We start from the raw sequence: 25,339 nt of genomic DNA, 5'->3' as shown, positions 1-25,339 counted from the left end.
GTATTGTATGCAGATAAAACTTGAATTATAATAATAAAGAATTGCTCCCGAAAAGAGTTATTCGAGAGAAGACGAAAGGACAATCTGTTGCAAAAAACAGATTGTTTACAAAACCAAATCCGATCTAAGAGTATTTGTCATGCCGCAAAGATACATAATATTTTGATCGATAGAAATTTTGTTGCTAATAAAAAGTGTATTTACCAAAAGGTCAAAACAAAAAAGAAGGCATCCTTCACAGGATACCTTCTTTACCGGGAGAAAACATCCGTCACTCCCGAAATTACCAAAAAGATTTCTTATTAATAGATTCTATATAACAACCAGGCACCCTGGAAGTCTTTTCTATTAGGATATTTAGCCTTGAAAGCATCACGTGCCTGCGCAGCAGAAGCTCTATCGGCGAATGTATTTACAATCACACGATACATGGCTGTCTCAGCATTGAAAGCAATGGTTGCGTTATAACCTTCTTTGTCCAAGAAATCTTTTAGCCCCTCTGCATTTGCTTTCAAACCGAAGCTACCGCATACTACGCTATAGTCTTTCAATCCATCGGCACCTGAAACGACTGTTACCTTTTCCTGACGAACGCCTGCAGCATTATCAACAGCTTTTTTAGTCTCTACCGGAGCAGCAACTACCGGAGTAACTTCGACAGGAGCTTCTACCTGAGGCTCAGCCAATTCCTGTTGTTTAGCTTTCTCGTATGCCTTTTTATAAGCGCTTTCGCTGGATTTACATGAAGCAAATGCCAAGGCAACGCATACGCCCATCCCTAATACTACTAATTTTTTCATAATCTATACACATTTAGTTAATAATCTTGTATCCACTCTTTTGAAGGGGACAAAATAATAGAATTTTTATCACCCCACAAAACAATCTTCCTAAAAAACATTTTTTAGATTTCTCAACAGTCTTTTTTCTTATAAGAAATCGTACCGGTTGCCTGATAAGTGGGCATCACCAATACTTCCGCTATCTGTATATGCTCGGGAGCAGAAGCAGCATAGTAAACAGTTTCAGCTATGTCATCTCCAGTCAACGGACGAATACCTTTATAAAAAGCATCGGCAGCATCCCTATCTCCACGATAACGAACAACCGTAAAATTAGTTTCTACCATTCCCGGTTTTATGTTTGTCACACGAAGCGGAGTATCTACCAAATCAATACGCAAACCGTCCGAAAGTGCTTTGACGGCAGCCTTAGTGGCGCAATACACGCTTCCACCCGGATAAGCCGCATCACCAGCTATCGAACCGATATTGATGATATGACCGTGTCCACGTTCCACCATTCCGGGAACCACCATACGCGTCATAGCCAACAAAGCTTTTATATTAGTATCAATCACGATATCCCATTCATCCAGATTTCCCTCAAATTCTTTATCCACACCAATCACAAGCCCGGCATTATTCACCAGTACATCAATACATTTCCACTCCTGCGGTAAAGAAGCTAACGCCACGGTTGCTGCATTCCGATCGCGTACGTCAAACGGCAATAAGTAAATACGTACTCTATATTTAGCCTCCAGTTCAATTTTTAACTCTTCGAGTTTTGCCACGTTCCGGGCATTCAGAATCAAATCCGAACCCTGCGAAGCAAACTTACGCGCACATCCTTCACCAATGCCGCTGCTTGCTCCCGTTATAAAAACGATTTTACCTTTCATTTCTTCTTATACAAATTTAGATTACTTATATAATGAAAGACAAAAGTACGCTTAAACCTCCGATGATATGCCCTTCACCTTAGTTAAATAAGATTAAAGCATTACAGAAAAAAGGATTTACGTCTCACGATTGCCCTATCTTTGTGCTATATAACATAACAGAGCCGAGAGGCTCATTCAATTATTGTACATGACATTTGAAAATTTGAATTTAATAGAGCCTATTTTAAAGGCTTTAAGACAAGAGGGTTACACCTCTCCCACCCCAATACAAGAGCAGTCAATCCCCATTTTACTTCAAGGAAAAGATTTATTAGGTTGTGCCCAAACAGGTACTGGTAAAACAGCAGCTTTTTCTATCCCCATTTTGCAAAAATTGTATAAAACAGATCATCGCAAAGGGATCAAAGCACTAGTGCTGACACCTACTCGGGAACTTGCGATACAAATTGGTGAAAGCTTTGAAGCATATGGCCGGTACACAGGTTTGAAACATGCCGTTATTTTCGGCGGAGTAGGACAGAAGCCACAAACCGACGCTTTACGGGGCGGTATACAGATATTAATTGCAACCCCGGGGAGATTATTGGATTTGATATCACAAGGATTCGTTTCCTTGAATTCGCTTGACTTTTTTGTATTGGACGAAGCAGACCGAATGCTCGACATGGGATTTATCCATGACATCAAACGTATCCTAAAACTGCTTCCAGCCAAAAGACAGACTCTGTTTTTCTCGGCTACCATGCCACCGGAAATAGAGACGCTGGCAAACTCAATGTTGACAAAGCCGGAAAAAGTGGAGGTAACCCCGGCTTCTTCGACCGTAGACATCATCTCTCAACAAGTTTATTTTGTCGAGAAAAAAGAGAAAAAAGATCTGCTGATTCACTTGCTGAAAGACTCCTCAATTGAGTCGGTACTCATTTTTACACGCACTAAATACGGAGCTGATAAATTGGCACGTATATTGACCAAAGCAGGCATTGGCGCAGAAGCTATTCACGGCAACAAAACCCAGAATGCTCGCCAACGAGCCTTGACCAACTTCAAGAATCACACCCTCCGTGCTCTGATAGCAACCGACATCGCTGCACGAGGCATCGACGTAGATCAACTATCGCATGTAATCAATTACGAGCTACCCAATGTACCGGAAACTTATGTACATCGCATCGGACGAACAGGACGTGCCGGACATGAAGGTGTAGCCATCTCTTTCTGCGAATCAGAAGAGCTTCCCTATCTGAAAGACATTCAAAAACTGATAGGAAAAAACATTCCTGTGGTAAAAGAACACCCATTCGTCACTACCGAAGGCATCAAAGCTCAGGAAGAAAAACAAGAAGAGATTAAGGTTAAAGCGAAAGCTAACAAAGTATACCGTGGAAGTCGGGCGAACGGTGACTTCTGGAGACGAAAAAAACAAAAGCCCAATCAGCCTTCTTCTAATAAGCAAGAAAGAAGGAAATAATCCGTTGCAGGCAGGGTAGATGTGATTTCATTTCAGATCATTGAAGATATATAAGTCAAGTTAATGATAAAAATAGTCAGAAAGCATCATATATACAGAAACATGGTATAAGAAAAAATCTCGAAAACTTATAGATCCATATAAAGGTATGAAGCAACTGTTCCCATTCCGGAACAGTTGCTTTATTGATTAAATATATCACCGATATGAATATTCCCAGATAGAGTTGAGTAAAGAGAGAACAATTGACCTAATAAAATGAATATTTAACAAAGTATGTACCAAAACAGTTTCATGCAAACATAAAGAGGAGAAATTTTCGCGTTTTAGAAGCCTCAGATTTAAACAGAGTATTATTTTCTAAAAAAATCAAGGCAAACAGAACAAGTTTTCAATAAAAATGTTAGCTTTGTAATATGATCATTTAAAAACAAAAGATTATGAAAGGACTTAATGTATTAGCAGCTTTTCTGGGCGGTGCAGCCGTTGGTGCAGCCCTGGGTATTTTATTCGCTCCTGAAAAAGGAGAAGATACTCGTCACAAAATCGCAGAGATTCTTCGCAAGAAAGGTATTAAGCTGAATCGTAACGAAATGGAAAACCTCGTTGATGAAATTGCAGCTGAAATCAAGGGCGAGGTAATTGACTAAATGAACAAGACCAAAACAGAGCTATCATGTTTACAGACGATAAAAGCATTGAAAATATCCAGCAACTGTTTGCTGAGTTCAAGAAGTTTCTTGTACTCCAGAAAGAATATACCAAACTGGAATTAACGGAAAAGTTAACTATACTCTTATCCACGTTAATAATGATTTTAGTGCTCACTATCTTAGGTATGGTAGCCCTGTTTTATCTGCTTTTTGCGTTGGCTTATATTCTTGAACCGTTAGTAGGCGGTTTGATGGTAAGCTTCGGCATCATAGCAGGCATCAATGTTTTATTGATTGCCATCATTTATTTTTTCCGCAGGCAACTTATCATTTCTCCGATGGTAAATTTCCTTGCAAATCTATTTCTCAACGACTCCAATAAAAAATGAAGCAATGAACAACAGCACACCTACTCCGAAGAAAATTACGCTGGAAGACATTGCTCAGCGTAAACAAGAAGTGTTGCAGGAAATCTGTGACCAGAAACAAGCCATGGCGGATACCACCCGCCGAATTTTTGCCCCCCTTGCACCTGCCGCCTCCGGCGGTAATGCGTTAATGCGCTCTTTCAATACCGGTATGGCCATTTTTGACGGTGTCATGCTGGGTATGAAAATGATCCATAAAGTTCGCGGACTCTTCCGAAAAAGATATTAAAAAACACCCGGACATACATCATTGCATATCCGGGCATCTAATATAAATACGTTGAAGAATGTCCTTACACGTACGTTTCCAGTAACTTCACGTTCCCTTCTTGAGGCACAATGGTCAACTCTTGAGTAGTAGCAGGAAGCAAAACAGTTTCTCCTGCACCCAGTCGCACTTCGTTGCCTTCATTATCTGTCATCAGGCAAGAGCCTTCTATACAAATAAAAATTACGAATGAATCCAGTTCCGAATAATCACAGCTGATCTGTTCACTCATATCATAAACCGAAGTTGTGAAATAAGGACATGCCACCAACTCAACCGGTTCATCTTTCAAAGGTTCGTATTTGGTACGATAATCATCAAGCACTTCGTAGTTGATCGCATCGAGCGCCTGGCTGGTATGCAATTCACGTGTTTTTCCATTAGCGTCCTTACGATTAAAATCATAAATACGATAAGTGATATCCGACGTCTGCTGAATTTCAGCAATAAATGCACCGGCACCAATACTGTGAATACGCCCTGCAGGCAGGAAGAAAACATCTCCCGGATGAATTTCATATTCCTGAAGAACATCTGTAATTGTATTATTGTGCACGCGTTCTTTATATTCTTTCGGTGTAATCTGTTCAGAAAATCCCGAACGCAACTTAGCTCCTTTGTCAGCGCCCACTACATACCACATTTCTGTTTTACCTTTTGAGTTGTGGCGTTTTTTAGCCAGTTCATCGGTAGGATGCACCTGTATAGACAAGTCTTGCTTCGCATCAATGAACTTTATCAGCAAAGGAAACTCATTGCCAAAACGGGCATAGTTTGCTTCGCCTACCAGTTCCTCACGGTATTTTCTCACCATGTCGGTCAGTGTAAGGCCTTTATCGGGGCCGTTAGCTACGACAGATTCGTTGTTCTCAACGCCGGATATTTCCCAGCTTTCCCCAACTCCCTTCAAATCATCATTCAAATGCTTGAACGGGATAATTTTGTCGCCCCCCCAAAGCGTCTGCTTCAGAATGGGTTCGAATTTTAACGGATACATTTTTGTTTTTCTTGTTATAAACTTAGATTAAAAACTCATGATTTTAACAATCAAGGGACAAACATACGAAAAATATCAAATAATACACAGAATCCGAGCTTTTAATTAAAACTAACATGAAAATTTTATCTTCGCATTACAACTTAGGATGCATTCTCTGAAAACGCTAAACTTTCCTAAATCGCCGAACAGATTTACAAAGAATAATTTGGGAGAACGAAAGAATTTCCCTTTATTTGCAAGAAATTTTAATAATACCAGACATGATTAACACATTCCCAACTGAAGGAAATCTGTCAGGGCTCAGCCGGAAAGATTTTCAAAAGGATATAAACGATAAAAAAACCGATTTGTTTATCCTCAAAAACAAGAAAGGAATGGAAGTTGCCGTAACAAACTACGGATGCGCCATTCTATCTATCATGGTTCCGGATAAAGACGGAAAATATGCTAATGTAGTACTCAGCTATGGTACACTGGATGCACTGATGCACGGACCGGAACCTTTCTTAAGCACCACTATCGGACGTTATGGTAATCGCATCGCCAAGGGCAAATTTACCCTGTATGGTGAAGAACATAATCTCACGATCAACAACGGCCCCAATTCACTTCATGGAGGCCCCACCGGATTTCACGCCAGAGTATGGGATGCCGAACAACTTGAAGAGGGAGTGATCCAATTTAACTATACTTCGGCTGACGGAGAAGAGGGTTTCCCCGGTAATCTGGAAGTTGAAATGACTTATCGCCTTGAAGAAGAAGAGAATGCGATTGTCATTGAATACCGTGCCACTACAGACAAAGCAACAGTCGTAAACCTGACCAATCATGGTTTCTTCAATCTGGCAGGTACTGCCAACCCTACCCCGACAGTAGAAAACAACATCGTCACAATCAACGCAGATTTTTATACTCCGATAGATGAAGTATCCATCCCGACAGGAGAAATAGCCAAAGTAGAAGGTACTCCAATGGATTTCCGTACCCCGCACACCGTCGGTGAACGAATTAATGATAAATTCCAGCAATTGATACATGGTGCAGGTTATGACCATTGCTATGTACTAAACAAGATAGAAGCGGGTTCTCTGGACCTGGCAGCTACCTGCAAAGAGCCTAACAGCGGACGTACTATGGAAGTATACACCACAGAAGCAGGCGTACAACTATACACAGGTAACTGGCTGGGAGGTTTCGAAGGGACAAACGGAGCAACCTTCCCAGCACGAAGCGCAATCTGTTTCGAAGCGCAATGCTTCCCCGATACACCGAACAAAGCACACTTCCCGTCGGCTACTTTACTGCCGGGCGATGAATACCAGCAGGTAACCATCTATAAATTCGGAGTTGAAAAATAAATAAGGAAATAACTAACCTCATTTTTATAACTAACAACTTTTTAAAAACCATGACACAACAAAAAAAGAATTATGTGTTGCCTATTGCAATGATGTTTGCGCTTTTTGCAATGATTTCATTCGTAACAGGACTTACTAACCCGCTCGGACTTATTGTAAAAGAGCAATTCCAGGCTGCCAACTGGATGACGCAGCTGGGTAATGCGGCCAACTTCATAGCTTATGCCTTTATGGGACTCCCGGCAGGTATGATGCTCAAAAGAATCGGTTACAAAAAGACAGCCCTCACTGCCGTAGCAGTAGGATTTATCGGAGTCGGCATTCAAGTGCTTTCGGGACAGATGAACTATCAGCCCGGAGAATTGACTGTATTTTGGGTTTATCTGACTGGTGCCTTTGTTTCAGGTTTCTCAATGTGTATGTTGAATGCAGTGGTGAACCCGCTGTTAAACACACTTGCAGGCGGTGGTAAAAAAGGTAATCAATTGATCCAGTTCGGTGGTTCTTTGAATTCTATTTCTGCTACGATCGTTCCGGTATTAGGTGGCTACCTGATCGGTACTATCAGTCAGGATACACGCATCAGTGACGCTAACCCGGCATTGTTCATTGCTATGGGTATCTTTGCTGTCGTATTCATTGTATTGGCTATCATGGACATCCCTGAACCTCACAAAGAAAGTGCAAGCGATCATAAAGTAAAAGACACTCACAGCCCGCTTTCATTCCGTCACTTCGTTTTGGGAACAGTTGCTATCTTTGTATATGTAGGTGTGGAAGTAGGTATTCCTAACTTTATCAACCTGTTCCTGACCACTTCACCGGATGCAGCCGGTGCCAAAGGTTTCGGTATGGATACGGCTATGGCAGGTTCAATCGTAGGTACTTACTGGTTCCTGATGATGATCGGTCGTCTGTGCGGTGGTGCTTTGGGAGCTAAATTCTCAAGTAAAACTCAGTTGACAGTAGTTTCTTCACTGGCTTTGATTTTCTTGCTGATCGGTATGTTTGCCCCTAGTGCAACAACAGTAGCCATGCCTGTATTTAAAGGAGGAGCCAGCATTGGTTTCGGTATGGAAACAGTACCTGTAGGAATCATGTTCTTCGCACTTTGCGGACTCTGTACATCTATCATGTGGGGTGGTATCTTCAATCTTGCAGTAGAAGGACTGGGTAAATACACAGCAATGGCCTCCGGCATCTTCATGGTAATGGTTTGCGGTGGTGGTATCCTGCCGTTGATTCAGGGTGCAGTAGCCGACGTGACCAGCAGCTACATTGCAAGTTATTGGGTAATCTTCGCTGCCGTAGCATACATGCTGTACTATGCACTTGTAGGTTGCAAGAATGTAAATAAGGATATTCCTGTTGAATAAAACTTAAATAATAACTTTTTAATACCAAAAACGATCATGGATATAGAACACGTAAGAAGTCGCTTCATCAAACATTTTGATGGAACTACAGGATTTGTATATGCCTCTCCGGGCCGTATCAACTTAATTGGTGAACACACCGACTACAATGGAGGATTTGTATTCCCGGGAGCTATCGACAAAGGTATGATTGCTGAAATCAAACCCAATGGTACAGACAAAGTAAATGCTTATTCTATCGACCTGAAAGATTATGTTACTTTCGGATTGAATGAAGAAGATGCTCCGCGCGCCAGCTGGGCAAGATATATATTCGGTGTGTGCCGCGAAATGATCAAACGTGGCGTTGATGTGAAAGGATTCAATACCGCTTTCTCGGGAGATGTGCCTCTGGGTGCAGGTATGTCCTCTTCAGCTGCTTTGGAAAGTACTTATGCTTTCGCACTGAATGATCTGTTCGGTGAAAATAAAATAGACAAATTCGAATTAGCTAAAATCGGTCAGGCTACAGAACACAACTATTGCGGTGTAAACTGTGGTATCATGGACCAGTTTGCATCTGTATTCGGAAAAGAAGGCAGCCTGATCCGTCTGGATTGCCGTTCTCTGGAATACCAGTATTTCCCGTTCAAACCGGAAGGTTATCGTCTGGTATTGCTTGATTCGGTTGTTAAACATGAATTGGCTTCATCGGCATACAACAAACGTCGTCAGAGCTGTGAAGCTGCCGTAGCTGCTATCCAGAAAAAACACCCACATGTAGAGTTTCTGCGTGACTGTACAATGGATATGCTCGTAGAAGCGAAAGCTGATATCAGCGCAGAAGATTATATGCGTGCCGAATATGTAATCGAAGAAATCCAACGTGTACTCGATGTATGCGATGCCCTGGAAAGAGGAGATTACGAAACTGTAGGCCAGAAAATGTACGAAACTCATCATGGCATGAGCAAACTTTACGAGGTAAGTTGCGAGGAACTCGACTTTCTGAATGACTGTGCTAAAGAATGCGGCGTAACCGGCTCACGTGTAATGGGTGGTGGTTTCGGTGGTTGCACCATCAATCTGGTAAAAGACGAATTGTATGACAACTTCATCGAAAAAGCCAAAGAATCATTCAAAGCTAAATTCGGCAGAAGCCCGAAAGTATATGATGTAGTTATCAGTGACGGTTCAAGAAGACTGGTATAAAGATTCAAAAACTAATATTCAGAAGGCAAGGCACATCCTAAACAGATGTGCCTTTCTTTTTGTTATGTAAAAAAGCTATCTTTTTATGGTAGATAAGTCCCACTAAAAGGTTATCTTTGCGAAAAATCTGAAAAAACTAAATTAATCAATAGATATGAACGATAGTAAACTTATGAATCGTGCGGCTGATAATATCCGCATATTAGCTGCGTCGATGGTGGAAAAAGCCAATTCGGGACACCCCGGGGGCGCCATGGGCGGTGCTGATTTTGTGAACGTACTCTTCTCTGAGTTTTTGGTATACGATCCGCAAAACCCACGCTGGGAAGGTCGCGACCGCTTTTTCCTCGACCCGGGACACATGTCACCGATGCTTTATTCCGTATTGGCTTTCACAGGGAAATATACACTGGATGAATTAAAGCAATTCCGTCAGTGGGGCAGCCCTACTCCTGGACATCCCGAAGTAAATGTGGATCGTGGTGTTGAAAATACTTCCGGTCCGCTGGGACAGGGACATACATACGCAGTAGGCGCAGCCATTGCGGCAAAATTCCTGAAAGCTCGCTTCGGTGCAGTTATGAACCAGACTATCTATGCTTACATATCTGACGGAGGTATCCAGGAAGAAATTTCCCAAGGTGCAGGCCGTATAGCCGGTACACTTGGACTGGATAACCTTATCATGTTCTACGATTCAAACGATGTACAGCTTTCTACCAACACAGAAGATGTGACAACCGAAAACGTAGCCATGAAATACGAAGCATGGGACTGGAAAGTAATCACAATCAACGGCAATGATCCGGACGAAATACGTAAAGCTTTGATTGAGGCCAAAGCTGAGAAGAACCGTCCGACCCTGATCATCGGTAAAACCACCATGGGTAAAGGAGCACGGCGGGCAGATGGAACAAGCTATGAAGCCGATTGTGCAACACACGGTGCACCGTTAGGCGGTGATGCATATGTAAATACAATCAAGAATCTGGGTGGAAATCCGGAGGCTCCATTCACTATATTCCCTGAAGTGGCCGAATTGTACGCAAAACGTGCAGAAGAGCTGAAAAAAATTGTTGCTGAGAAATATGTTGCCAAAGCTGAATGGGCAAAAGCAAATCCCGAACTGGCTGCAAAATTGACAGAATTCTTCTCAGGAAAAGCCCCGAAAGTAAATTGGGATGCCATAGAACAGAAAGCAGGCGGCGCAACCCGTGCCGGATCTGCAACCGTATTAGGAGCATTGGCCACTCAGGTAGAAAATATGATCGTGTCTTCGGCTGACTTGTCTAATTCAGACAAAACAGACGGATTCTTGAAAAAGACGCACGCATTCAAAAAAGGAGATTTCAGCGGTGCTTTCCTTCAAGCAGGAGTTTCAGAGTTGAGTATGGCTTGCATCTGCATCGGTATGTCTCTGCACGGAGGTATTATTGCTGCATGCGGCACATTCTTTGTATTCTCAGACTATATGAAACCAGCCCTGCGTATGGCTGCCCTGATGGAGCAACCGGTGAAGTTTATCTGGACTCACGATGCATTCCGTGTCGGAGAAGACGGGCCTACCCACGAACCTGTAGAACAAGAAGCACAAGTACGCCTGCTTGAAAAACTGAAAAACCACAAAGGACACAATTCTATGTTGGTACTTCGCCCGGCGGATGTAGAAGAGACAACCATTGCATGGAAGCTTGCAATGGAAAACATGTCGACTCCTACAGCACTGATCCTTTCACGCCAGAACATCGTTAACCTGCCCGCAGGAACCGATTATTCACAAGCCGAAAAAGGTGCTTATATCATTGCCGATGCCGATGAAAACCCGGATGTGATCCTGGTAGCTTCGGGTTCGGAAGTTTCAACACTGGTTGCCGGTGCCGAACTTCTGCGCAAAGAAGGTGTGAAAGTACGTATTGTTTCCGCTCCATCCGAAGGATTATTCCGTAATCAAAGCAAAGAATATCAGGAATCCATACTTCCTGCAGGAGCCAAAATCTTTGGTCTGACAGCCGGACTACCGGTAAATCTTGGAGGTCTGGTAGGTTCCAATGGTAAAGTATTCGGTCTTGAATCTTTTGGTTTCTCCGCACCTTACAAAGTACTGGATGAAAAGCTTGGATTCACAGCAGAAAACGTATACAATCAGGTAAAAGCAATGCTCTGATCAATCATTCAATGTGCTAATGTGTCAGCCCTCCGGGACTGGGGCATTAGCACATTCACTATATTAGCACATTAAAGAAAATGAAGAAAATTGGAATTTGTTGCGACCATGCCGGTTTTGAATTAAAAGAATATGTAAGAGGCTGGCTGGAAGCAAAAGGCTGGGAATACAAAGACTTTGGAACATACTCGACAGACAGCTGTGACTATCCCGACTTTGCCCACCCGCTGGCACTGGCTGTAGAAGCCGGTGAATATTATCCGGGAATTGCCATTTGTGGCAGTGGAAACGGTATCAGTATGACACTTAACAAACATCAAGGTATACGTGCGGCACTTTGCTGGTCAGCAGAAATTGCACACATGGCACGCCTGCACAACGATGCAAATGTATTGGTCATGCCCGGCCGTTATATCAGCACCGAAGAGGCGGACATGATTATGACAGAGTTCTTCTCGACTCAATTTGAGGGCGGACGTCATCAAAAACGTATTGATAAGATCCCGGTAAAGTAAAACCATACGGTTTCATATCAGTAGAACACTAATTCTTATAATAATACAGCCGCCCCCTGAAGGGAGCGGCTTTTCTGTATGTAAAAAATCTCTCCGAACCGACAAGCCTCGCTATAACACAGACTCGTGTCCTAAAAAACATCCGGAAAAGATTCCGTCTTTTTCTATTTAGAGACAATCCGGCATACTTCTCTATCAGTGCTTTTCCTTACGTTCAAACTCACCTTCTTCACTATAATACTTCCACGTACCTTTAGGTTGATTATTTGCATACTTCCCACGAAATTTCAGTTTACCGTTTTCGTAATATTCACGGTAACGACCATGACGTTTTCCTTCTTTTATCTCCGCTTCGCTTTTCAAAGCACCTTCCGGATAAAACTCCCGTAACACATTTCCCTGAAACTTTTCAACATAGAAACGCTCCAGTTCACTCATCAGTTCTTTCTCTGTATCCGCCTCTTCATCCATCTCTTCATCTTCTTCATCCGTATCAACCGCAACAAGCTCTTCGGGTTGATACGGGCTGTAATCCATTACATACTGTAGCGAAGCAGAACGGGTGTCCCCTACAACCTGCATGGTCCAGTAAGGAAACGAATACAGAATGTCTTTATTAGATTGTATTTCTTTCCAAGTAGTAGCATTCATCATAGGTTTCAACTGGGAATAGAATTTACGTACGTCTGTATAAAGGAAAATTGTAGAACTCGAACTTAAATAAGACAATGCGTTTTCAAATCCCGGATTATCCTTCAACAGATTCTTCTGTTTGTAATCTTCCACAAAAGAAAGCAAAGACGAAGCTTTATTACTGAAAACCACATAATCATCTACATACGTATAGTACGGCTTCTCAAACTTATCGAACAAACCTCCGAAAAACAGGCGAAAGAAGCCCTTCATTTCAATATAGTTAATCTCAAAATCTTTATAATTAACAGTTTTAACCCTAACCGGTGTACGCCTCTTGATCTTTTTTTCGATAAACTCCATATTCTTATGGGCATGTTCAATATCTTTAGCTCCAATAGCCAGAATAAGTTCGGGTTCACGTCCCAGCAACCCCGGTTCGGACTGTGTGATGGCAAACTCTCCCGACATCCAGCTCAGGAAATTTTCTTCCAAAGAGATGCCGAATACACTTTCAATCTTTTTTCGGGAACTCTTATAAGAATCATACAACAGTTTATCATGAACAGAAAGCGCATTCTCCAACTCGTTTACAAAAGTTATGGGATTGCTAAAACCGATATTGGTATAAAGAGCGGTTCGTCCGGACAAAATCCGATGGGCTTTCATCTTATGCTTACCTGAATTCAATAAAGCAGTCACATAAGGATCTGCCGTATCTTTCCGTAAAGTATACCCTTTTACCTCCATCCGCTCTTTATCCGTATTAAAATATAATCCGGCAAAATCCATGGAGTTGCTGAACATATCAACATATTCGTTTTTAGTCCCCAGATAAATAGTCATGAATTGAGGCAGTCGGGCGTAATTAATAAAAACCCGAAGAAGCCCTTTACCGGAAACAAGTTTCTCCGCTTCAATAAAAGCATGATCGAGCCCTATCCTGGGCTTATTACGTGAGTCAATGGCTAACTCGACAAGCCCGGACGTAAAGGAGCCTACAAAATGATTGTCCACAAAAGCACAATAAAAAATATCATGTGTATCCGGATTATGCATTTCAAGAATATTGATACCGTCATGCTTCCGGTTCGTCACCGAATTGCCAGCCATAGTCAGCACCGTTTCAATCTGATCCTTCAACAAGTCCATTTTAGACGCCTTCTGCATATCCAAAATGATCAAAAAATCCCAATCGGCCGTACGTATCTTATGAAGAGAAATAAGCATATCCCGCTTGCCAACAAGCGACAGCAACATCTTATTACTTTTAACAACCGAATCAAGCATCTCTACACTCTTTGTAATCTCCTCAAAAGATTTCGCTTTCTTCAGGCATTGCCATGTTTCACTGCTACTGAATTTCTCCCAATCGTCAATCGGAGCAGAAGACTGAATAATGAAAGCTGCATCTTCAGGAACCAGATATATCTGCTGAATATTACGGTCAGGTGAAACAAATAAATGGATTATGGAATATGCAAAATATATAACCAACACCAATCCGGTAACAGATAAAGCTCTTTTGACGATTTTATACGTGCGTGTTTTCTTTCTGGGCTCAGTATTCAATTCTTGTTGCCCGCTACTTGATTCATTCATCTTCATTTTATTTTTAACTGGGACAAAAGTACTAAAAAAAGCCGGAAAATGAAGTTCACTGATTACCAAGTGATAAGAGTACATTAAGATAAGTACATTAAAATATAAAAAACATAATTCCTCAAAAGTCTGATATAATCAAAGATTTGTAAACCATAAGACCCCGCTAATGCTTATGAACGCAGAAAAAGAGTATCAGATTAACAAAAAAGGATTCTATACCCGGATCCCTATTTTTTTCAGTTTTCCTATTTTTCACAATAGAGATGAACAGGTTAAAGGATAAAAAGCTATCTTTGTGACTCAATAATCCGGAAAATCAAAAGATATGGATCAACTGAAAACCATCAAAGAGCTTATCAACCAAGGAGATATAGAAAAGGCGCTTCAGGCACTTGACGAATTTCTCCGGACTGAACCAGCCGGAAAAGATGAAGCTTACTATCTGATGGGAAATGCTTACCGCAAATTGGGAGACTGGCAAAAAGCTCTCAACAATTACCAGTCCGCCATCGAACTCAATCCCGACAGCCCGGCTCTCCAGGCACGCAAGATGGTGATGGATATTTTAAATTTCTACAATAAAGATATGTATAATCAATAAACGTAATAAAGACAGATTATGGCAAAAATCAAAGGAGCAATCGTAGTCGACACGGAGCGTTGCAAGGGGTGCAACCTGTGTGTGGTAGCTTGTCCGCTCAACGTAATATCCCTCGCCAAAGAGGTGAATGTAAAAGGGTATAATTATGCCCAGCAGATTCTTGAAGATACCTGTAACGGATGCAGTTCATGCGCAACTGTATGCCCGGACGGATGTATCTCTGTTTATAAAATTAAAGTAGAATAAAAGAAAAGAATATGGCAGAAGAAGTTGTATTAATGAAAGGAAACGAAGCCATCGCCCATGCGGCCATCCGCTGTGGTGCCGACGGATACTTCGGATATCCTATTACTCCGCAATCGGAGGTGTTGGAAACTCTTGCCGAACTGAGACCTTGGGAAACTACCGGTATGGTAGTCCTTCAGGCGGAAAGTGAAGTGGCAGCTATCAATATGGTTTATGGCGGTGCCGGAAGCGGCAAAATGGTGATGACCTCATCATCAAGTCCCGGTGTCAGCCTGAAACAAGAAGGTATTTCTTATCTGGCAGGTGCCGAACTTCCATGTCTGATCGTAAACGTAATGCGCGGCGGCCCCGGTTTGGGTACCATCCAGCCCAGCCAGGCAGACTATTTCCAAACTGTAAAAGGTGGAGGACACGGTGACTATAAACTCATCGCATTGGCTCCGGCTTCTGTTCAGGAAATGGCAGACTTTGTCGGACTCGCTTTCGAACTTGCGTTCAAATACCGTAATCCGGCCATCATCCTTGCAGACGGTGTTATCGGACAAATGATGGAGAAAGTGGTTCTTCCTCCCGCAAAAGCCCGCCGTACGGATGCGGAAGTCATAGCACAATGTCCATGGGCTTCTACCGGAAAAACAAAAGACCGTAAGCCCAACATCATCACTTCGTTGGAACTGCGTCCGGAAGAGATGGAGAAAAACAACCTCCGCTTCCAGGCAAAGTACAGAGTAATTGAAGAAAACGAAGTACGTTTTGAAGAAATTGACTGCGAAGACGCAGAATATCTGATTGTAGCTTTTGGCTCAATGGCACGTATCGGTCAGAAAGCCATGGAGTTGGCACGTGAAGAAGGCATTAAAGTCGGTATGCTTCGTCCCATCACTTTATGGCCGTTCCCGACGAAAGCAATTGCCGAGTATGCCAATAAAGTAAAAGGTATGCTGGTAACCGAGCTGAATGCCGGACAGATGGTAGAAGACGTCCGCTTAGCGGTAAACGGAAAAGTAAAAGTAGAACATTTCGGCCGCCTGGGAGGCATTGTTCCCGACCCGGACGAAATAGTAACTGCATTGAAAGAACAATTAATCAAATAACTACAGTACGATGAATCCCGATAAAATAAGAAACGTATTGAACATACTGTTTATGATATTGGCTCTGGCAGCTATCATCACCTACTTCGTAGCGAAGGATGACTTTAAGGTGTTTATCTACGTATGCGGCGCGGCAATCTTTGTCAAGCTGATGGAGTTTTTTATACGGTTCACCAACAGATAAGTTTCTGAGTTTTTGTGTTTTCAAGTCCGTGAGACTTCAAACCTCCGAACTTAAAACCATAAGTTCAGTGATTTAAAGATTAAAAAAAGAAGTTATGACGAAAGAAGAAATAATCAAGCCCGAGAATCTGGTTTATAAAAAACCGACTCTGATGAATGACAATGGTATGCACTATTGCCCGGGTTGCAGCCACGGCGTGGTACATAAACTGATTGCCGAAGTAATTGAAGAGATGGGATTGGAAGACAAAGCTGTCGGTATCTCACCTGTAGGTTGCGCTGTATTCATATATAATTACCTTGACATCGACTGGCAAGAGGCTGCCCATGGACGTGCACCCGCACTTGCTACAGCCATTAAGCGCCTCTGGCCCGACCGCTTGGTATTTACTTACCAGGGAGACGGCGACCTTGCCTGCATCGGTACGGCAGAAACCATCCATGCACTGAATCGTGGTGAAAATATTACGATTGTCTTCATCAACAACGCCATCTACGGTATGACCGGAGGACAAATGGCTCCTACAACCCTGATGGGAATGAAGACGGCTACCTGCCCTTATGGACGTGATCCGGAACTCCACGGCTATCCGCTGAAGATTACTGAAATCGCTGCTCAACTGGAAGGTACAGCTTACGTAACCCGCCAATCGGTACAAACAGTTCCCGCCATCCGAAAAGCTAAAAAAGCGATTCGTAAAGCATTCGAGAACTCAATGAACGGAAAAGGTTCCAACTTGGTAGAAATCGTTTCAACCTGTAGCTCCGGATGGAAAATGACTCCGGAGAAAGCCAACAAATGGATGGAAGAACACATGTTTCCATTCTATCCTTTGGGCGACCTGAAAGATAAATAATAATTTAATATTATTAAGATGAAAGAAGAAATAATTATAGCAGGATTCGGTGGACAGGGTGTGCTGTCTATGGGAAAGATTTTAGCTTACTCCGGACTGATGGAAGGCAAAGAAGTGACCTGGATGCCGGCTTATGGTCCTGAACAACGTGGCGGTACAGCCAACGTTACAGTCATTGTAAGCGACGACAAAATATCCTCACCGATTTTGAGTAAATATGACACAGCCATCATTCTGAATCAGCCTTCACTTGAAAAGTTCGAAAGCCGTGTAAAGCCAGGAGGTATCCTGATTTATGACGGATACGGAATCATTAACCCTCCTACCCGCAAAGACATCAAAGTATACCGCATCGACGCAATGGATGCGGCCAACGAGATGAACAATGCCAAAGCATTCAACATGATTGTACTGGGAGGATTACTGAAGCTTCGCCCCATCGTTACATTAGAGAATGTAGTGAAAGGTCTGAAGAAAACATTACCCGAACGTCACCATCACTTGATTCCGATGAATGAAGAAGCCATCAAAAAAGGTATGGAACTGATCAGAGAGGTTTAAGCCGACTGAGAATTGAGAATCGAAATTTAAAAATTATTAGCTATGCTACAGCCTGGGAAACCGGATAATTTTTAAAATTCAATTCTCAATTCTCATTTTAATAAGTATCTTTGCGGCTAATTATGAGACGAATCCTACTTACATATATACTCCTTGTCGTAGGTTTACTGACCGCACAGGCACAGTTCAATCCTACACAACAAGTCGATCCCCGTACCGGTAGAGATGCCAACGGTAACCAGATAGACCCGGCCATGCAGGTGCATGAAGACAGTACAGACGTTGAAATACAAGGACTTCCCCCAAAACTCTACATGTGGCATGTCAGCGAAAACCTGGGAACAATCCAGAAAATACCCGCTGATACGGCAACCCACATGTTTCAAAACACTAATTTAGTGGAAGGCTTGAGAGGGCATTATAATTATCTGGGTAACTTAGGTTCTCCCCGCCTGTCACGTCTCTTTTTCGAACGACGTGACGCAGAACCGACTATCTTTATGGAGCCATTCTCCAGTTTTTTTGTTCGTCCTGACGAATTCAACTTTACTAACAGTAACGTACCTTTCACCAATCTTACCTACTATAAAGCCGGCAATAAGGTAAACGGAGAGGAGCGTTTTAAGTCCTATTTCTCAGTTAATGTAAATAAACAACTGGCATTTGGTTTCAATTTCGATTATCTGTACGGAAGGGGATATTACAACAATCAAAACACTTCCTTCTTTAATGCTGCACTCTTCGGAAGTTATATAGGCGACCGCTACGAAGCAACATTGCTTTATAGCAACAACTATCTAAAGATGAATGAAAACGGCGGTATCACCGATGACCGTTACATCACCCGCCCGGAAGAAATGGCAGAGGGAAAAAAAGAATATGAATCACAGAACATCCCCACCTTGTTAAGCAAAAGTGCCAACCGTAACAAAGACTTTTATATATTCCTCACCCAACGTTACAAACTGGGATTCACTCGTGAAGTGGCCAAAGCCAAAGACGATACCACCAGTACGGAAAAGACGGAATTTGTTCCAGTTACCAGCTTCATCCATACAATGAAAGTGGAACGTACCCGCCACCAGTTCACTTCGGAGGACGAATTGTACAAAATCTACCCGGAAGCTTATATCCAGCCGGGCAATAAGCTGGTGAATGACTCTACCAGCTATATCGGAGTAAAAAACACGTTAGGAATCGCCCTGCTCGAAGGTTTTAATAAATATGCCAAAGCCGGGTTGACTGCTTTTATCTCACATAAGCTAAGTAATTACCGGCTAATGGACAGAGACTCCGTGAGCGTAGATAAATACAGTGAACACGAAGTTTTTGTCGGAGGTGAGTTGGCCAAACGACAGGGAAAAACGCTCCATTACCGTGCCATGGGCGAAGTTGGTATTCTGGATAAAGCGATTGGTCAGTTCCGTGTCAATGCCGATCTTGACCTGAACTTCCGCTTATGGAAAGATACGGTCAGCTTTATTGCCCGCGGATCGATCAGCAATACCCTTCCGGCATTCTATATGCGTCATTATCATTCTAAATATTTTTACTGGGATAATGACAATATGAACAAAGAGTTCCGCACACGCCTGGAAGGCGAGCTGAACATCGAGCATTGGCAGACCCACCTGAAAGCCGGAGTAGAAAATATTAAGAACTATACGTACTTCAATCAAAAGGCACTCCCTCAGCAGAATGACGGTAATATTCAGGTACTTTCCGCCACTCTGTCGCAAAATTTCCGATTGGGTATTTTCCATCTGGACAATGAAGTGACCTGGCAAAAGTCGAGCAACACTACCGTATTGCCCTTACCGGAGCTTTCACTTTACCATAATTTCTATATTCAGACGACCTTGGCAAAAAAAGTGCTTCATGTGCAGTTGGGAGCCGATGTACGCTATTTTACCAAGTATTATGCCCCGGCGTATACTCCGGCCATCCAGCAGTTCCATCTGCAACCGGAAGACGATCAGGTAAAGATTGGCGGTTACCCCATCATCAATGTATATGCCAACCTGCAACTGAAGCGTACACGTCTTTTCGCAATGATGTATCATGTCAATCAGGGAATGGGTAACTCGAATTACTTCCTGTCGCCCCATTATCCCATCAATCCGCGCCTGTTTAAGATCGGTGTTTCCTGGAACTTCTACGATTAATCGCTACCATGAATCTATTGAAGCCTAAATATCTGAAATATGTAGTATTAGGACTGATATCAGCCCTCGTTGTCACATTCTGGCCTCGTAAAGAGAAGCCGCAAGGACATCCGCGCGACTACGCAGAGATCGAAGAAAGCGGCATCCTCCATGCCGCCACGGAATATAACTCCATCAGTTTTTATGTGGATGGAGATACCGTTTCGGGATTTCATTATGAATTGATAGAGGCATTTGCACGTGACAAGGGCTTGCAAGTACAGGTCTCTCCGGTGATGAGCTTCAACCAACGGCTGGAAGGATTAGCCAATGGCACCTATGACGTAGTAGCTTATGGTATACCGACAACAAGTGAACTGAAAGACTCTCTGCTCCTCACCTCACCCATTATCTTGAGCAAACAAGTCCTGGTGCAACGCAAAGCCGAAGAGAACGACTCGCTTGCTATCAGAAGCCAACTCGACCTGGCCGGCAAAACACTGAACGTAGTAAAAGGTTCTCCATCCATTCTTAGAATACGCAACCTCAGCAATGAAATAGGTGATACAATCTATGTAAACGAAGTAGAAAAATATGGTTCCGAACAACTGATTGCGCTGGTTGCGCATGGGGATATCGATTTTGCCGTATGTGACGAGAGCATCGCCCGGATAGCCGTAGATTCATTGCCTCAACTCGATATTAATACCGCTATCAGTTTCACCCAATTTTACTCGTGGGGAGTCAGCAAGCATTCCCCTGCTCTGCTCGATAGCCTGAATACATGGCTGTCCGACTTCCGAAAGAAAGGTGAATATCAGGCTATCTATCGTAAATATTACGGGAAATAATAACCGGCTTTCTTCCCCCTCCCGTTTCCTTTAAAGATAATAGTTACCAGTTGTACAACTGATACTGTACGAATTGAGCAACTGGTAATATACGAGTTGCACAACCGGAGAATGTAAATTAAGAAACGGGCACAGACAATCTCTATTATGATAACTGTTAATCATTCGTCGCTTTCAGCAGAATTGAGTATATTTGCGGATGGATAAATAAAAAAATATGAGCGATAAGATTATAAAATGGGGATTCATTGGTTGCGGAGAAGTAACCAAATACAAAAGTGGACCTGCCTTTCAGAAAGTAGAAGGTTCCAAAGTCATAGCAGTCATGAGTCGTGACGGCAATAAGGCCAAAGCTTATGCCAAAGAACGGAACATTCCGAAGTGGTATGACGATGCACAGGAACTGATTGACGACCCGGATGTAAATGCCGTATACATAGCCACTCCTCCCTCTTCACACGCCACTTATGCCATCATGTCCATGAAAGCCGGAAAACCGGTATATATCGAAAAGCCAATGGCGCAAACTTACGAAGAATGCGCCCGTATCAACCGTATTTCTCAAGAGACAGGAGTGCCTTGCTTTGTAGCTTACTACCGGCGCTATCTGCCTTATTTTATGAAAGTCAAGGAACTGGTAGACAAAGGAATTATCGGAAATGTGATTAACGTGCAGATCCGTTTCGCTCAACCCCCACGCGACCTGGATTACAACAGAGAGAACCTGCCTTGGCGTGTACAGGCAGACATTGCCGGAGGAGGATATTTTTATGACCTTGCCCCCCACCAGATCGATCTTCTACAGGAAATGTTCGGTTGTATTCTTGAAGCCAGCGGATATAAGAGTAACCGTGGGGGACTTTATCCAGCAGAAGATACATTGAGTGCTTGTTTCCAGTTCGACAATGGTTTGGTAGGAAGTGGTTCATGGTGCTTCGTTGCCCATGATTCGGCTCGCGAAGACCGCATTGAGATTATCGGTGATAATGGCATGATCTGTTTCTCCGTATTCACCTATGACCCGATTGCCCTTCACACCGAAAGAGGACGTGAAGAAATAGTTGTAGAAAACCCCGAACATGTGCAGCAACCTTTGATTCAAGCTGTGGTAGACCATCTTCTTGGAAAATCGACTTGTTCCTGTGACGGCGAAAGTGCCACAACGACCAATTGGGTCATGGATAAAATACTTGGAAAGATCTAAACGATAAACGTTTTAGACTATGAATGAATCATGCAACGCTAAACGATCAACGATCAACGGTGAACAATGACTGATGAACAATAGAGATTGTTTTTTCCTTATGCCTTCGGCTTATTAAAGCACCATTCATCATTGATCGTTCAGTGTTGATAATTACTTCATCGTTTTTTTTTCTTTTCCATGTCACGTTTTCCTTCCTCTTCCGTCTTGCTTATGTAAATGGAACTAAAACAATTCAAAATAGCCGTTCTTCCACTCCGCGACAAATTGCTAAGTTATGCGCGGAAGTTGACCGATGACCATTCGGATGCCGAAGATGCCGTGCAAGAAGTAATGCTGAAACTATGGAACCTCCGTCTAAAACTGGACGAGTACCACAGCATTGAAGCACTTGCCATGACAATGACGCACCATACCTGTATGGACATCTGGCGGGGAAAACATCCCGACAACCTATCGCTCGACAGCGTACAGGCTGCCAGCCCGGTTGCCACCCCCGAACGCTTACTGGAAGAAAAAGACGAATTCCGCCTGATGCGCGAAATAATCGGCACGCTACCGCCTCTGCAACAAACCATCCTAAGGATGAAAGATGTAGAAGAGTATGAAACCGAAGAAATCGCCGAAATAACAGGATGCAGCTCCGAAGCCATCCGCAGCAATTTATCCAGGGCACGAAAAAAAGTGAGAGACATTTACCTGCAAACCATACAGCAAAGAAAAAGGAGAAACGAAGCATGAATATAGAAGAATTATTGAACAAGTATTTTGAAGGAGAAACCACCTGTGAGGAAGAACGTGAGCTCCGCCGTTTTTTCACCCGGGGCATCGTACCGGAGCATCTGCAGATATACCGCCCGATGTTTGGTTTCCTCAACGAAGAGAACCGGCAGAGCAAGACTGCCGTCCCTGAAGTTCCGAGAACTTCTGTCCCTCTGCGCCGCCGTCTACTTTACATATTCAGCGGAATGGTTGCCGGAATATTGCTTATATTGGGCATTGCCGGTCTCAACCGACATATCAATACCTCGACCGCTAATTATGTAATCATCGACGGGAAATGCTATACCGATGCCAAGCTGGTACACGAACAAGCCATGATCGCGTTTCGTGATGTCAGTATCAGCGAGGAGGAAGTATTCGCTACGCTGTTCTCCGAATAAAAAAAGAAAATAATAAAAGAAACGAAGTATGAATAAAGTCATTCGCACCACATGGATTGTCCTGTTACTTACTGTCGCCTCCGGCATGGCAAGAGCACAACAGGGACTACAAATAGCTTCCGTATTCCAGAAATACGGTAAACAAAAAGGAGTGACTATGGTAGAGCTGTCCAACGAAATGCTGGAAACCTACCAGATGACTCTCTATAAAAGCCTTGTCTTCAAAGATGTCGAGGAAGCACTGCCCACCATTCTCAACTGTCTGGATGCCGACAAAAAGAAAGCTAAGAAAGTGAAGGAAGTGGTGGCAGGCGGCCAAATCCAGTCCGGCTATTATCAATTGCCCCAGCTAAAAGAAGACGTCAACCGGTTCATCCTGTTCAAAACCGGCAAAAAAGGATCGGCTACCCTGATTTACATCGAGGGCGAGTTGGATGCAGACGATTTGGTAACCATGTTATTTATGAAAAAAAACTAAACATTATAAGAATATGAAACACATTTATTTATTACTGTTTATGCTGATCCCGATGACGGGAATGGCTCAAGAAGGCATTTCTCAAGACACGACTCTTTACGTCAACGGACGCAAAATCCTGATTAAAGAAAACGAGGGGAAAATAAAGGTAAAACTTTACGAACAGTCTTCGCACGGCGATACGATAGAGAACGATCAGATTTTTGAGGGAATCTATACGGATGGACAAAGCACCGAACGCCGTACGGCATTCACCGTCCCCTTCGTCAAAAGAAAGAACCATTATCGGTTCGACCCGCATATTGCCGGATTCTATATGGGATACACACGGCTCTCTGACGGCATCAATTTCAATACTCCAGACGGACTGAATATAAACGCCAACAAGTCCTGGGAAATCGGTTTCAATCTGTTTCAAGGCTCCCTGACACTCTCACGTGATCGCCAATGGGGTATAACGACCGGTTTAGGCTGGGGATACCGCTCTTTCCGCCTGGGCAACAACTATGCCTTCAGACAAATAGAGGGAGTCACCGGCATTGTTCCGGGCGTTCCCGACGAGGAAGTGTATACCAAAAGCCGGTTACGTTATTTCTACTTCCGCATTCCGGTAGCCCTGGAATGGCAAAAAAGATTCAGCCACAGCAACGGCCCACTATTCTTTTCAGCCGGACTTGAAGCGGAAATCCGTCACGGGGCCAAGTCGAAAGCAAAAGTCAACGGACATAAAAAGAACCTGGACAGCAACCTGAATATCCACCCGGTAGGCATTAACCTCCTGGCACAAGCAGGTTACGGTGACATCGGAGTGTATTTGCGCTACTCTACCTACAGCCTCTTCGAGCACAAAAAAGGTCCCGAACTTTATCCCTACTCTTTCGGCCTCTGCTGGTATTGGTAACAGGAAGCCTGACGGATGGCAACTATATCCCCGTCCAATGGCATCAACAGTCTGACTATTCAAAAAGAATAAGCTGATTTCTCTGCCGGAAGGAACAATCTATCGTTCATATTGTTTATATTTGCAAAAAGCGTATAACAATATTAACGATAGATTTTTATATCACATGACCAAAGAAGAACTAATGAGGAAAGCCATCGAACTTTCCAGAGAAAATGTAGCAAACGGAGGAGGTCCCTTCGGAGCTGTCATAGCAAAAGATGGAGAAATAGTGGTCACAGGCGTCAATCGTGTAACAGCCTCATGCGACCCTACCGCCCACGCAGAAGTAACCGCCATCCGTGCTGCCGCCTCAAAACTGGGAACTTTTAACCTGAGCGGTTACGAAATTTATACTTCCTGCGAGCCCTGCCCCATGTGCCTGGGTGCTATCTATTGGGCACGATTAGACAAGATGTACTATGGCAATAACAAGACAGATGCCAAAAACATCGGGTTCGACGACTCGTTTATCTACGATGAACTGGAACTGAAACCGGAGAACCGCAAACTACCATCCGAAGTATTACTCCACGACGAAGCAATCAAAGCTTTTGAGGAGTGGATGGAAAAAGAAGATAAGATAGAATACTGATAAAACAAGAATCCCCGTAGAACACTGCATCGTCCTTCGGGGATTTCTATACACACAAAAGTTATAATTTAAT

General features: G+C 43.2%; 27 protein-coding genes. 23 read left to right on the top strand and 4 right to left on the bottom strand.

Features of this window, described 5'->3' with window-relative positions; translation table 11 throughout:
* Positions 1 to 302: 302 nt before the first annotated feature.
* Positions 303 to 800: an SPOR domain-containing protein gene (locus FDF36_RS17355; RefSeq protein WP_220392198.1), complete on the bottom strand. Its 498-nt coding sequence runs from the start codon at positions 798 to 800 to the stop codon at positions 303 to 305.
* A gap of 113 nt (positions 801 to 913) precedes the next feature.
* Positions 914 to 1,684 (bottom strand): SDR family NAD(P)-dependent oxidoreductase, encoded by a 771-nt coding sequence (locus tag FDF36_RS17350; RefSeq protein ID WP_220392197.1) that lies wholly within the window; start codon positions 1,682 to 1,684, stop codon positions 914 to 916.
* 190 nt (positions 1,685 to 1,874) lie between these two features.
* Between FDF36_RS17350 and FDF36_RS17345 the strand changes: the two genes are divergently transcribed.
* From FDF36_RS17345 to FDF36_RS17330, 4 genes are all read left to right on the top strand, one after another.
* On the top strand, positions 1,875 to 3,158 hold the full coding sequence (locus FDF36_RS17345; RefSeq protein WP_220392196.1) for a DEAD/DEAH box helicase: 1,284 nt from the start codon (positions 1,875 to 1,877) through the stop codon (positions 3,156 to 3,158).
* A gap of 440 nt (positions 3,159 to 3,598) precedes the next feature.
* The gene (locus FDF36_RS17340) at positions 3,599 to 3,808 is read left to right on the top strand and encodes a YtxH domain-containing protein (RefSeq protein WP_005776445.1); all 210 of its coding nucleotides are present in this window, start codon (positions 3,599 to 3,601) and stop codon (positions 3,806 to 3,808) included.
* 26 nt (positions 3,809 to 3,834) lie between these two features.
* Complete coding sequence (locus FDF36_RS17335) at positions 3,835 to 4,200, top strand: phage holin family protein (RefSeq protein WP_005786515.1); 366 nt, start codon at positions 3,835 to 3,837, stop codon at positions 4,198 to 4,200.
* A gap of 4 nt (positions 4,201 to 4,204) precedes the next feature.
* Positions 4,205 to 4,468 (top strand): hypothetical protein, encoded by a 264-nt coding sequence (locus tag FDF36_RS17330; protein ID WP_220392195.1) that lies wholly within the window; start codon positions 4,205 to 4,207, stop codon positions 4,466 to 4,468.
* A gap of 64 nt (positions 4,469 to 4,532) precedes the next feature.
* Here the strand turns inward: FDF36_RS17330 and FDF36_RS17325 are convergent, their stop codons facing one another.
* Positions 4,533 to 5,504, bottom strand: coding sequence for a type I phosphomannose isomerase catalytic subunit (locus FDF36_RS17325; RefSeq protein ID WP_005819303.1), 972 nt, complete (start codon positions 5,502 to 5,504; stop codon positions 4,533 to 4,535).
* Between the two features lie 263 nt (positions 5,505 to 5,767).
* On the opposite strand from FDF36_RS17325, the gene FDF36_RS17320 reads away from it, so the two are divergent.
* The 5 genes from FDF36_RS17320 to rpiB all read left to right on the top strand — a co-directional run bounded on the left by FDF36_RS17320 (position 5,768) and on the right by rpiB (position 12,111).
* The gene (locus tag FDF36_RS17320) at positions 5,768 to 6,865 is read left to right on the top strand and encodes an aldose epimerase family protein (protein ID WP_220392194.1); all 1,098 of its coding nucleotides are present in this window, start codon (positions 5,768 to 5,770) and stop codon (positions 6,863 to 6,865) included.
* Between the two features lie 50 nt (positions 6,866 to 6,915).
* A complete protein-coding gene (locus FDF36_RS17315; RefSeq protein ID WP_005819301.1) occupies positions 6,916 to 8,241 on the top strand; it encodes an MFS transporter in 1,326 nt (441 codons plus the stop codon).
* Positions 8,242 to 8,277: 36 nt separating this feature from the next.
* Complete coding sequence (galK, locus tag FDF36_RS17310; protein ID WP_220392193.1) at positions 8,278 to 9,432, top strand: galactokinase; 1,155 nt, start codon at positions 8,278 to 8,280, stop codon at positions 9,430 to 9,432.
* Positions 9,433 to 9,586: 154 nt separating this feature from the next.
* On the top strand, positions 9,587 to 11,596 hold the full coding sequence (locus tag FDF36_RS17305) for a transketolase family protein (RefSeq protein ID WP_220392192.1): 2,010 nt from the start codon (positions 9,587 to 9,589) through the stop codon (positions 11,594 to 11,596).
* 80 nt (positions 11,597 to 11,676) lie between these two features.
* Positions 11,677 to 12,111, top strand: a complete 435-nt coding sequence (gene rpiB, locus FDF36_RS17300) for a ribose 5-phosphate isomerase B (protein WP_220392191.1) — start codon at positions 11,677 to 11,679, stop codon at positions 12,109 to 12,111.
* 195 nt (positions 12,112 to 12,306) lie between these two features.
* Here the strand turns inward: rpiB and FDF36_RS17295 are convergent, their stop codons facing one another.
* Positions 12,307 to 14,346 carry a DUF3352 domain-containing protein gene (locus tag FDF36_RS17295; RefSeq protein ID WP_220392245.1) on the bottom strand — a complete coding sequence of 680 codons (2,040 nt, stop codon included), beginning with the start codon at positions 14,344 to 14,346 and terminating at the stop codon, positions 12,307 to 12,309.
* A gap of 328 nt (positions 14,347 to 14,674) precedes the next feature.
* Here FDF36_RS17295 and FDF36_RS17290 point away from each other — a divergent pair, with 328 nt between their 5' ends.
* The 14 genes from FDF36_RS17290 to FDF36_RS17225 all read left to right on the top strand — a co-directional run bounded on the left by FDF36_RS17290 (position 14,675) and on the right by FDF36_RS17225 (position 25,266).
* The gene (locus FDF36_RS17290; protein WP_195316573.1) at positions 14,675 to 14,950 is read left to right on the top strand and encodes a tetratricopeptide repeat protein; all 276 of its coding nucleotides are present in this window, start codon (positions 14,675 to 14,677) and stop codon (positions 14,948 to 14,950) included.
* Between the two features lie 18 nt (positions 14,951 to 14,968).
* Complete coding sequence (locus FDF36_RS17285) at positions 14,969 to 15,196, top strand: 4Fe-4S dicluster domain-containing protein (protein WP_195316574.1); 228 nt, start codon at positions 14,969 to 14,971, stop codon at positions 15,194 to 15,196.
* An 11-nt stretch (positions 15,197 to 15,207) separates the two neighbouring features.
* Positions 15,208 to 16,290: a 3-methyl-2-oxobutanoate dehydrogenase subunit VorB gene (locus FDF36_RS17280; RefSeq protein ID WP_195316575.1), complete on the top strand. Its 1,083-nt coding sequence runs from the start codon at positions 15,208 to 15,210 to the stop codon at positions 16,288 to 16,290.
* A 37-nt stretch (positions 16,291 to 16,327) separates the two neighbouring features.
* Positions 16,328 to 16,474, top strand: coding sequence for a hypothetical protein (locus FDF36_RS17275; protein WP_162531701.1), 147 nt, complete (start codon positions 16,328 to 16,330; stop codon positions 16,472 to 16,474).
* Positions 16,475 to 16,568: 94 nt separating this feature from the next.
* Positions 16,569 to 17,330 (top strand): thiamine pyrophosphate-dependent enzyme, encoded by a 762-nt coding sequence (locus tag FDF36_RS17270; RefSeq protein WP_005776427.1) that lies wholly within the window; start codon positions 16,569 to 16,571, stop codon positions 17,328 to 17,330.
* Positions 17,331 to 17,348: 18 nt separating this feature from the next.
* Positions 17,349 to 17,891 (top strand): 2-oxoacid:acceptor oxidoreductase family protein, encoded by a 543-nt coding sequence (locus tag FDF36_RS17265; protein ID WP_005776426.1) that lies wholly within the window; start codon positions 17,349 to 17,351, stop codon positions 17,889 to 17,891.
* A gap of 122 nt (positions 17,892 to 18,013) precedes the next feature.
* A complete protein-coding gene (locus FDF36_RS17260) occupies positions 18,014 to 20,056 on the top strand; it encodes a putative porin (protein ID WP_220392190.1) in 2,043 nt (680 codons plus the stop codon).
* A gap of 8 nt (positions 20,057 to 20,064) precedes the next feature.
* Positions 20,065 to 20,886: a transporter substrate-binding domain-containing protein gene (locus tag FDF36_RS17255; RefSeq protein WP_220392189.1), complete on the top strand. Its 822-nt coding sequence runs from the start codon at positions 20,065 to 20,067 to the stop codon at positions 20,884 to 20,886.
* A 217-nt stretch (positions 20,887 to 21,103) separates the two neighbouring features.
* Entirely contained in the window at positions 21,104 to 22,090 is a 987-nt protein-coding gene (locus tag FDF36_RS17250; protein WP_032531880.1) for a Gfo/Idh/MocA family protein, read from the top strand.
* A 219-nt stretch (positions 22,091 to 22,309) separates the two neighbouring features.
* Positions 22,310 to 22,831 (top strand): RNA polymerase sigma factor, encoded by a 522-nt coding sequence (locus FDF36_RS17245; RefSeq protein WP_005776421.1) that lies wholly within the window; start codon positions 22,310 to 22,312, stop codon positions 22,829 to 22,831.
* The gene (locus FDF36_RS17240; protein WP_220392188.1) at positions 22,828 to 23,253 is read left to right on the top strand and encodes a hypothetical protein; all 426 of its coding nucleotides are present in this window, start codon (positions 22,828 to 22,830) and stop codon (positions 23,251 to 23,253) included. Before FDF36_RS17245 ends, FDF36_RS17240 begins: the two co-directional genes overlap by 4 nt.
* A 28-nt stretch (positions 23,254 to 23,281) precedes the next feature.
* Entirely contained in the window at positions 23,282 to 23,731 is a 450-nt protein-coding gene (locus FDF36_RS17235) for a DUF6108 family protein (RefSeq protein ID WP_005776419.1), read from the top strand.
* Between the two features lie 13 nt (positions 23,732 to 23,744).
* Positions 23,745 to 24,632 (top strand): hypothetical protein, encoded by an 888-nt coding sequence (locus FDF36_RS17230; protein WP_220392187.1) that lies wholly within the window; start codon positions 23,745 to 23,747, stop codon positions 24,630 to 24,632.
* A 166-nt stretch (positions 24,633 to 24,798) separates the two neighbouring features.
* Entirely contained in the window at positions 24,799 to 25,266 is a 468-nt protein-coding gene (locus FDF36_RS17225; protein WP_005776417.1) for a nucleoside deaminase, read from the top strand.
* Positions 25,267 to 25,339: the final 73 nt, after the last annotated feature.

The sequence above is a fragment of the Bacteroides fragilis genome (genome assembly GCF_019583405.1).
GTDB classification, from domain to species: Bacteria; Bacteroidota; Bacteroidia; order Bacteroidales; family Bacteroidaceae; genus Bacteroides; species Bacteroides fragilis_B.
The sequence above is the reverse complement of the archived record's forward strand: the minus strand, read 5'-3'. Positions and strand labels throughout refer to the sequence as shown.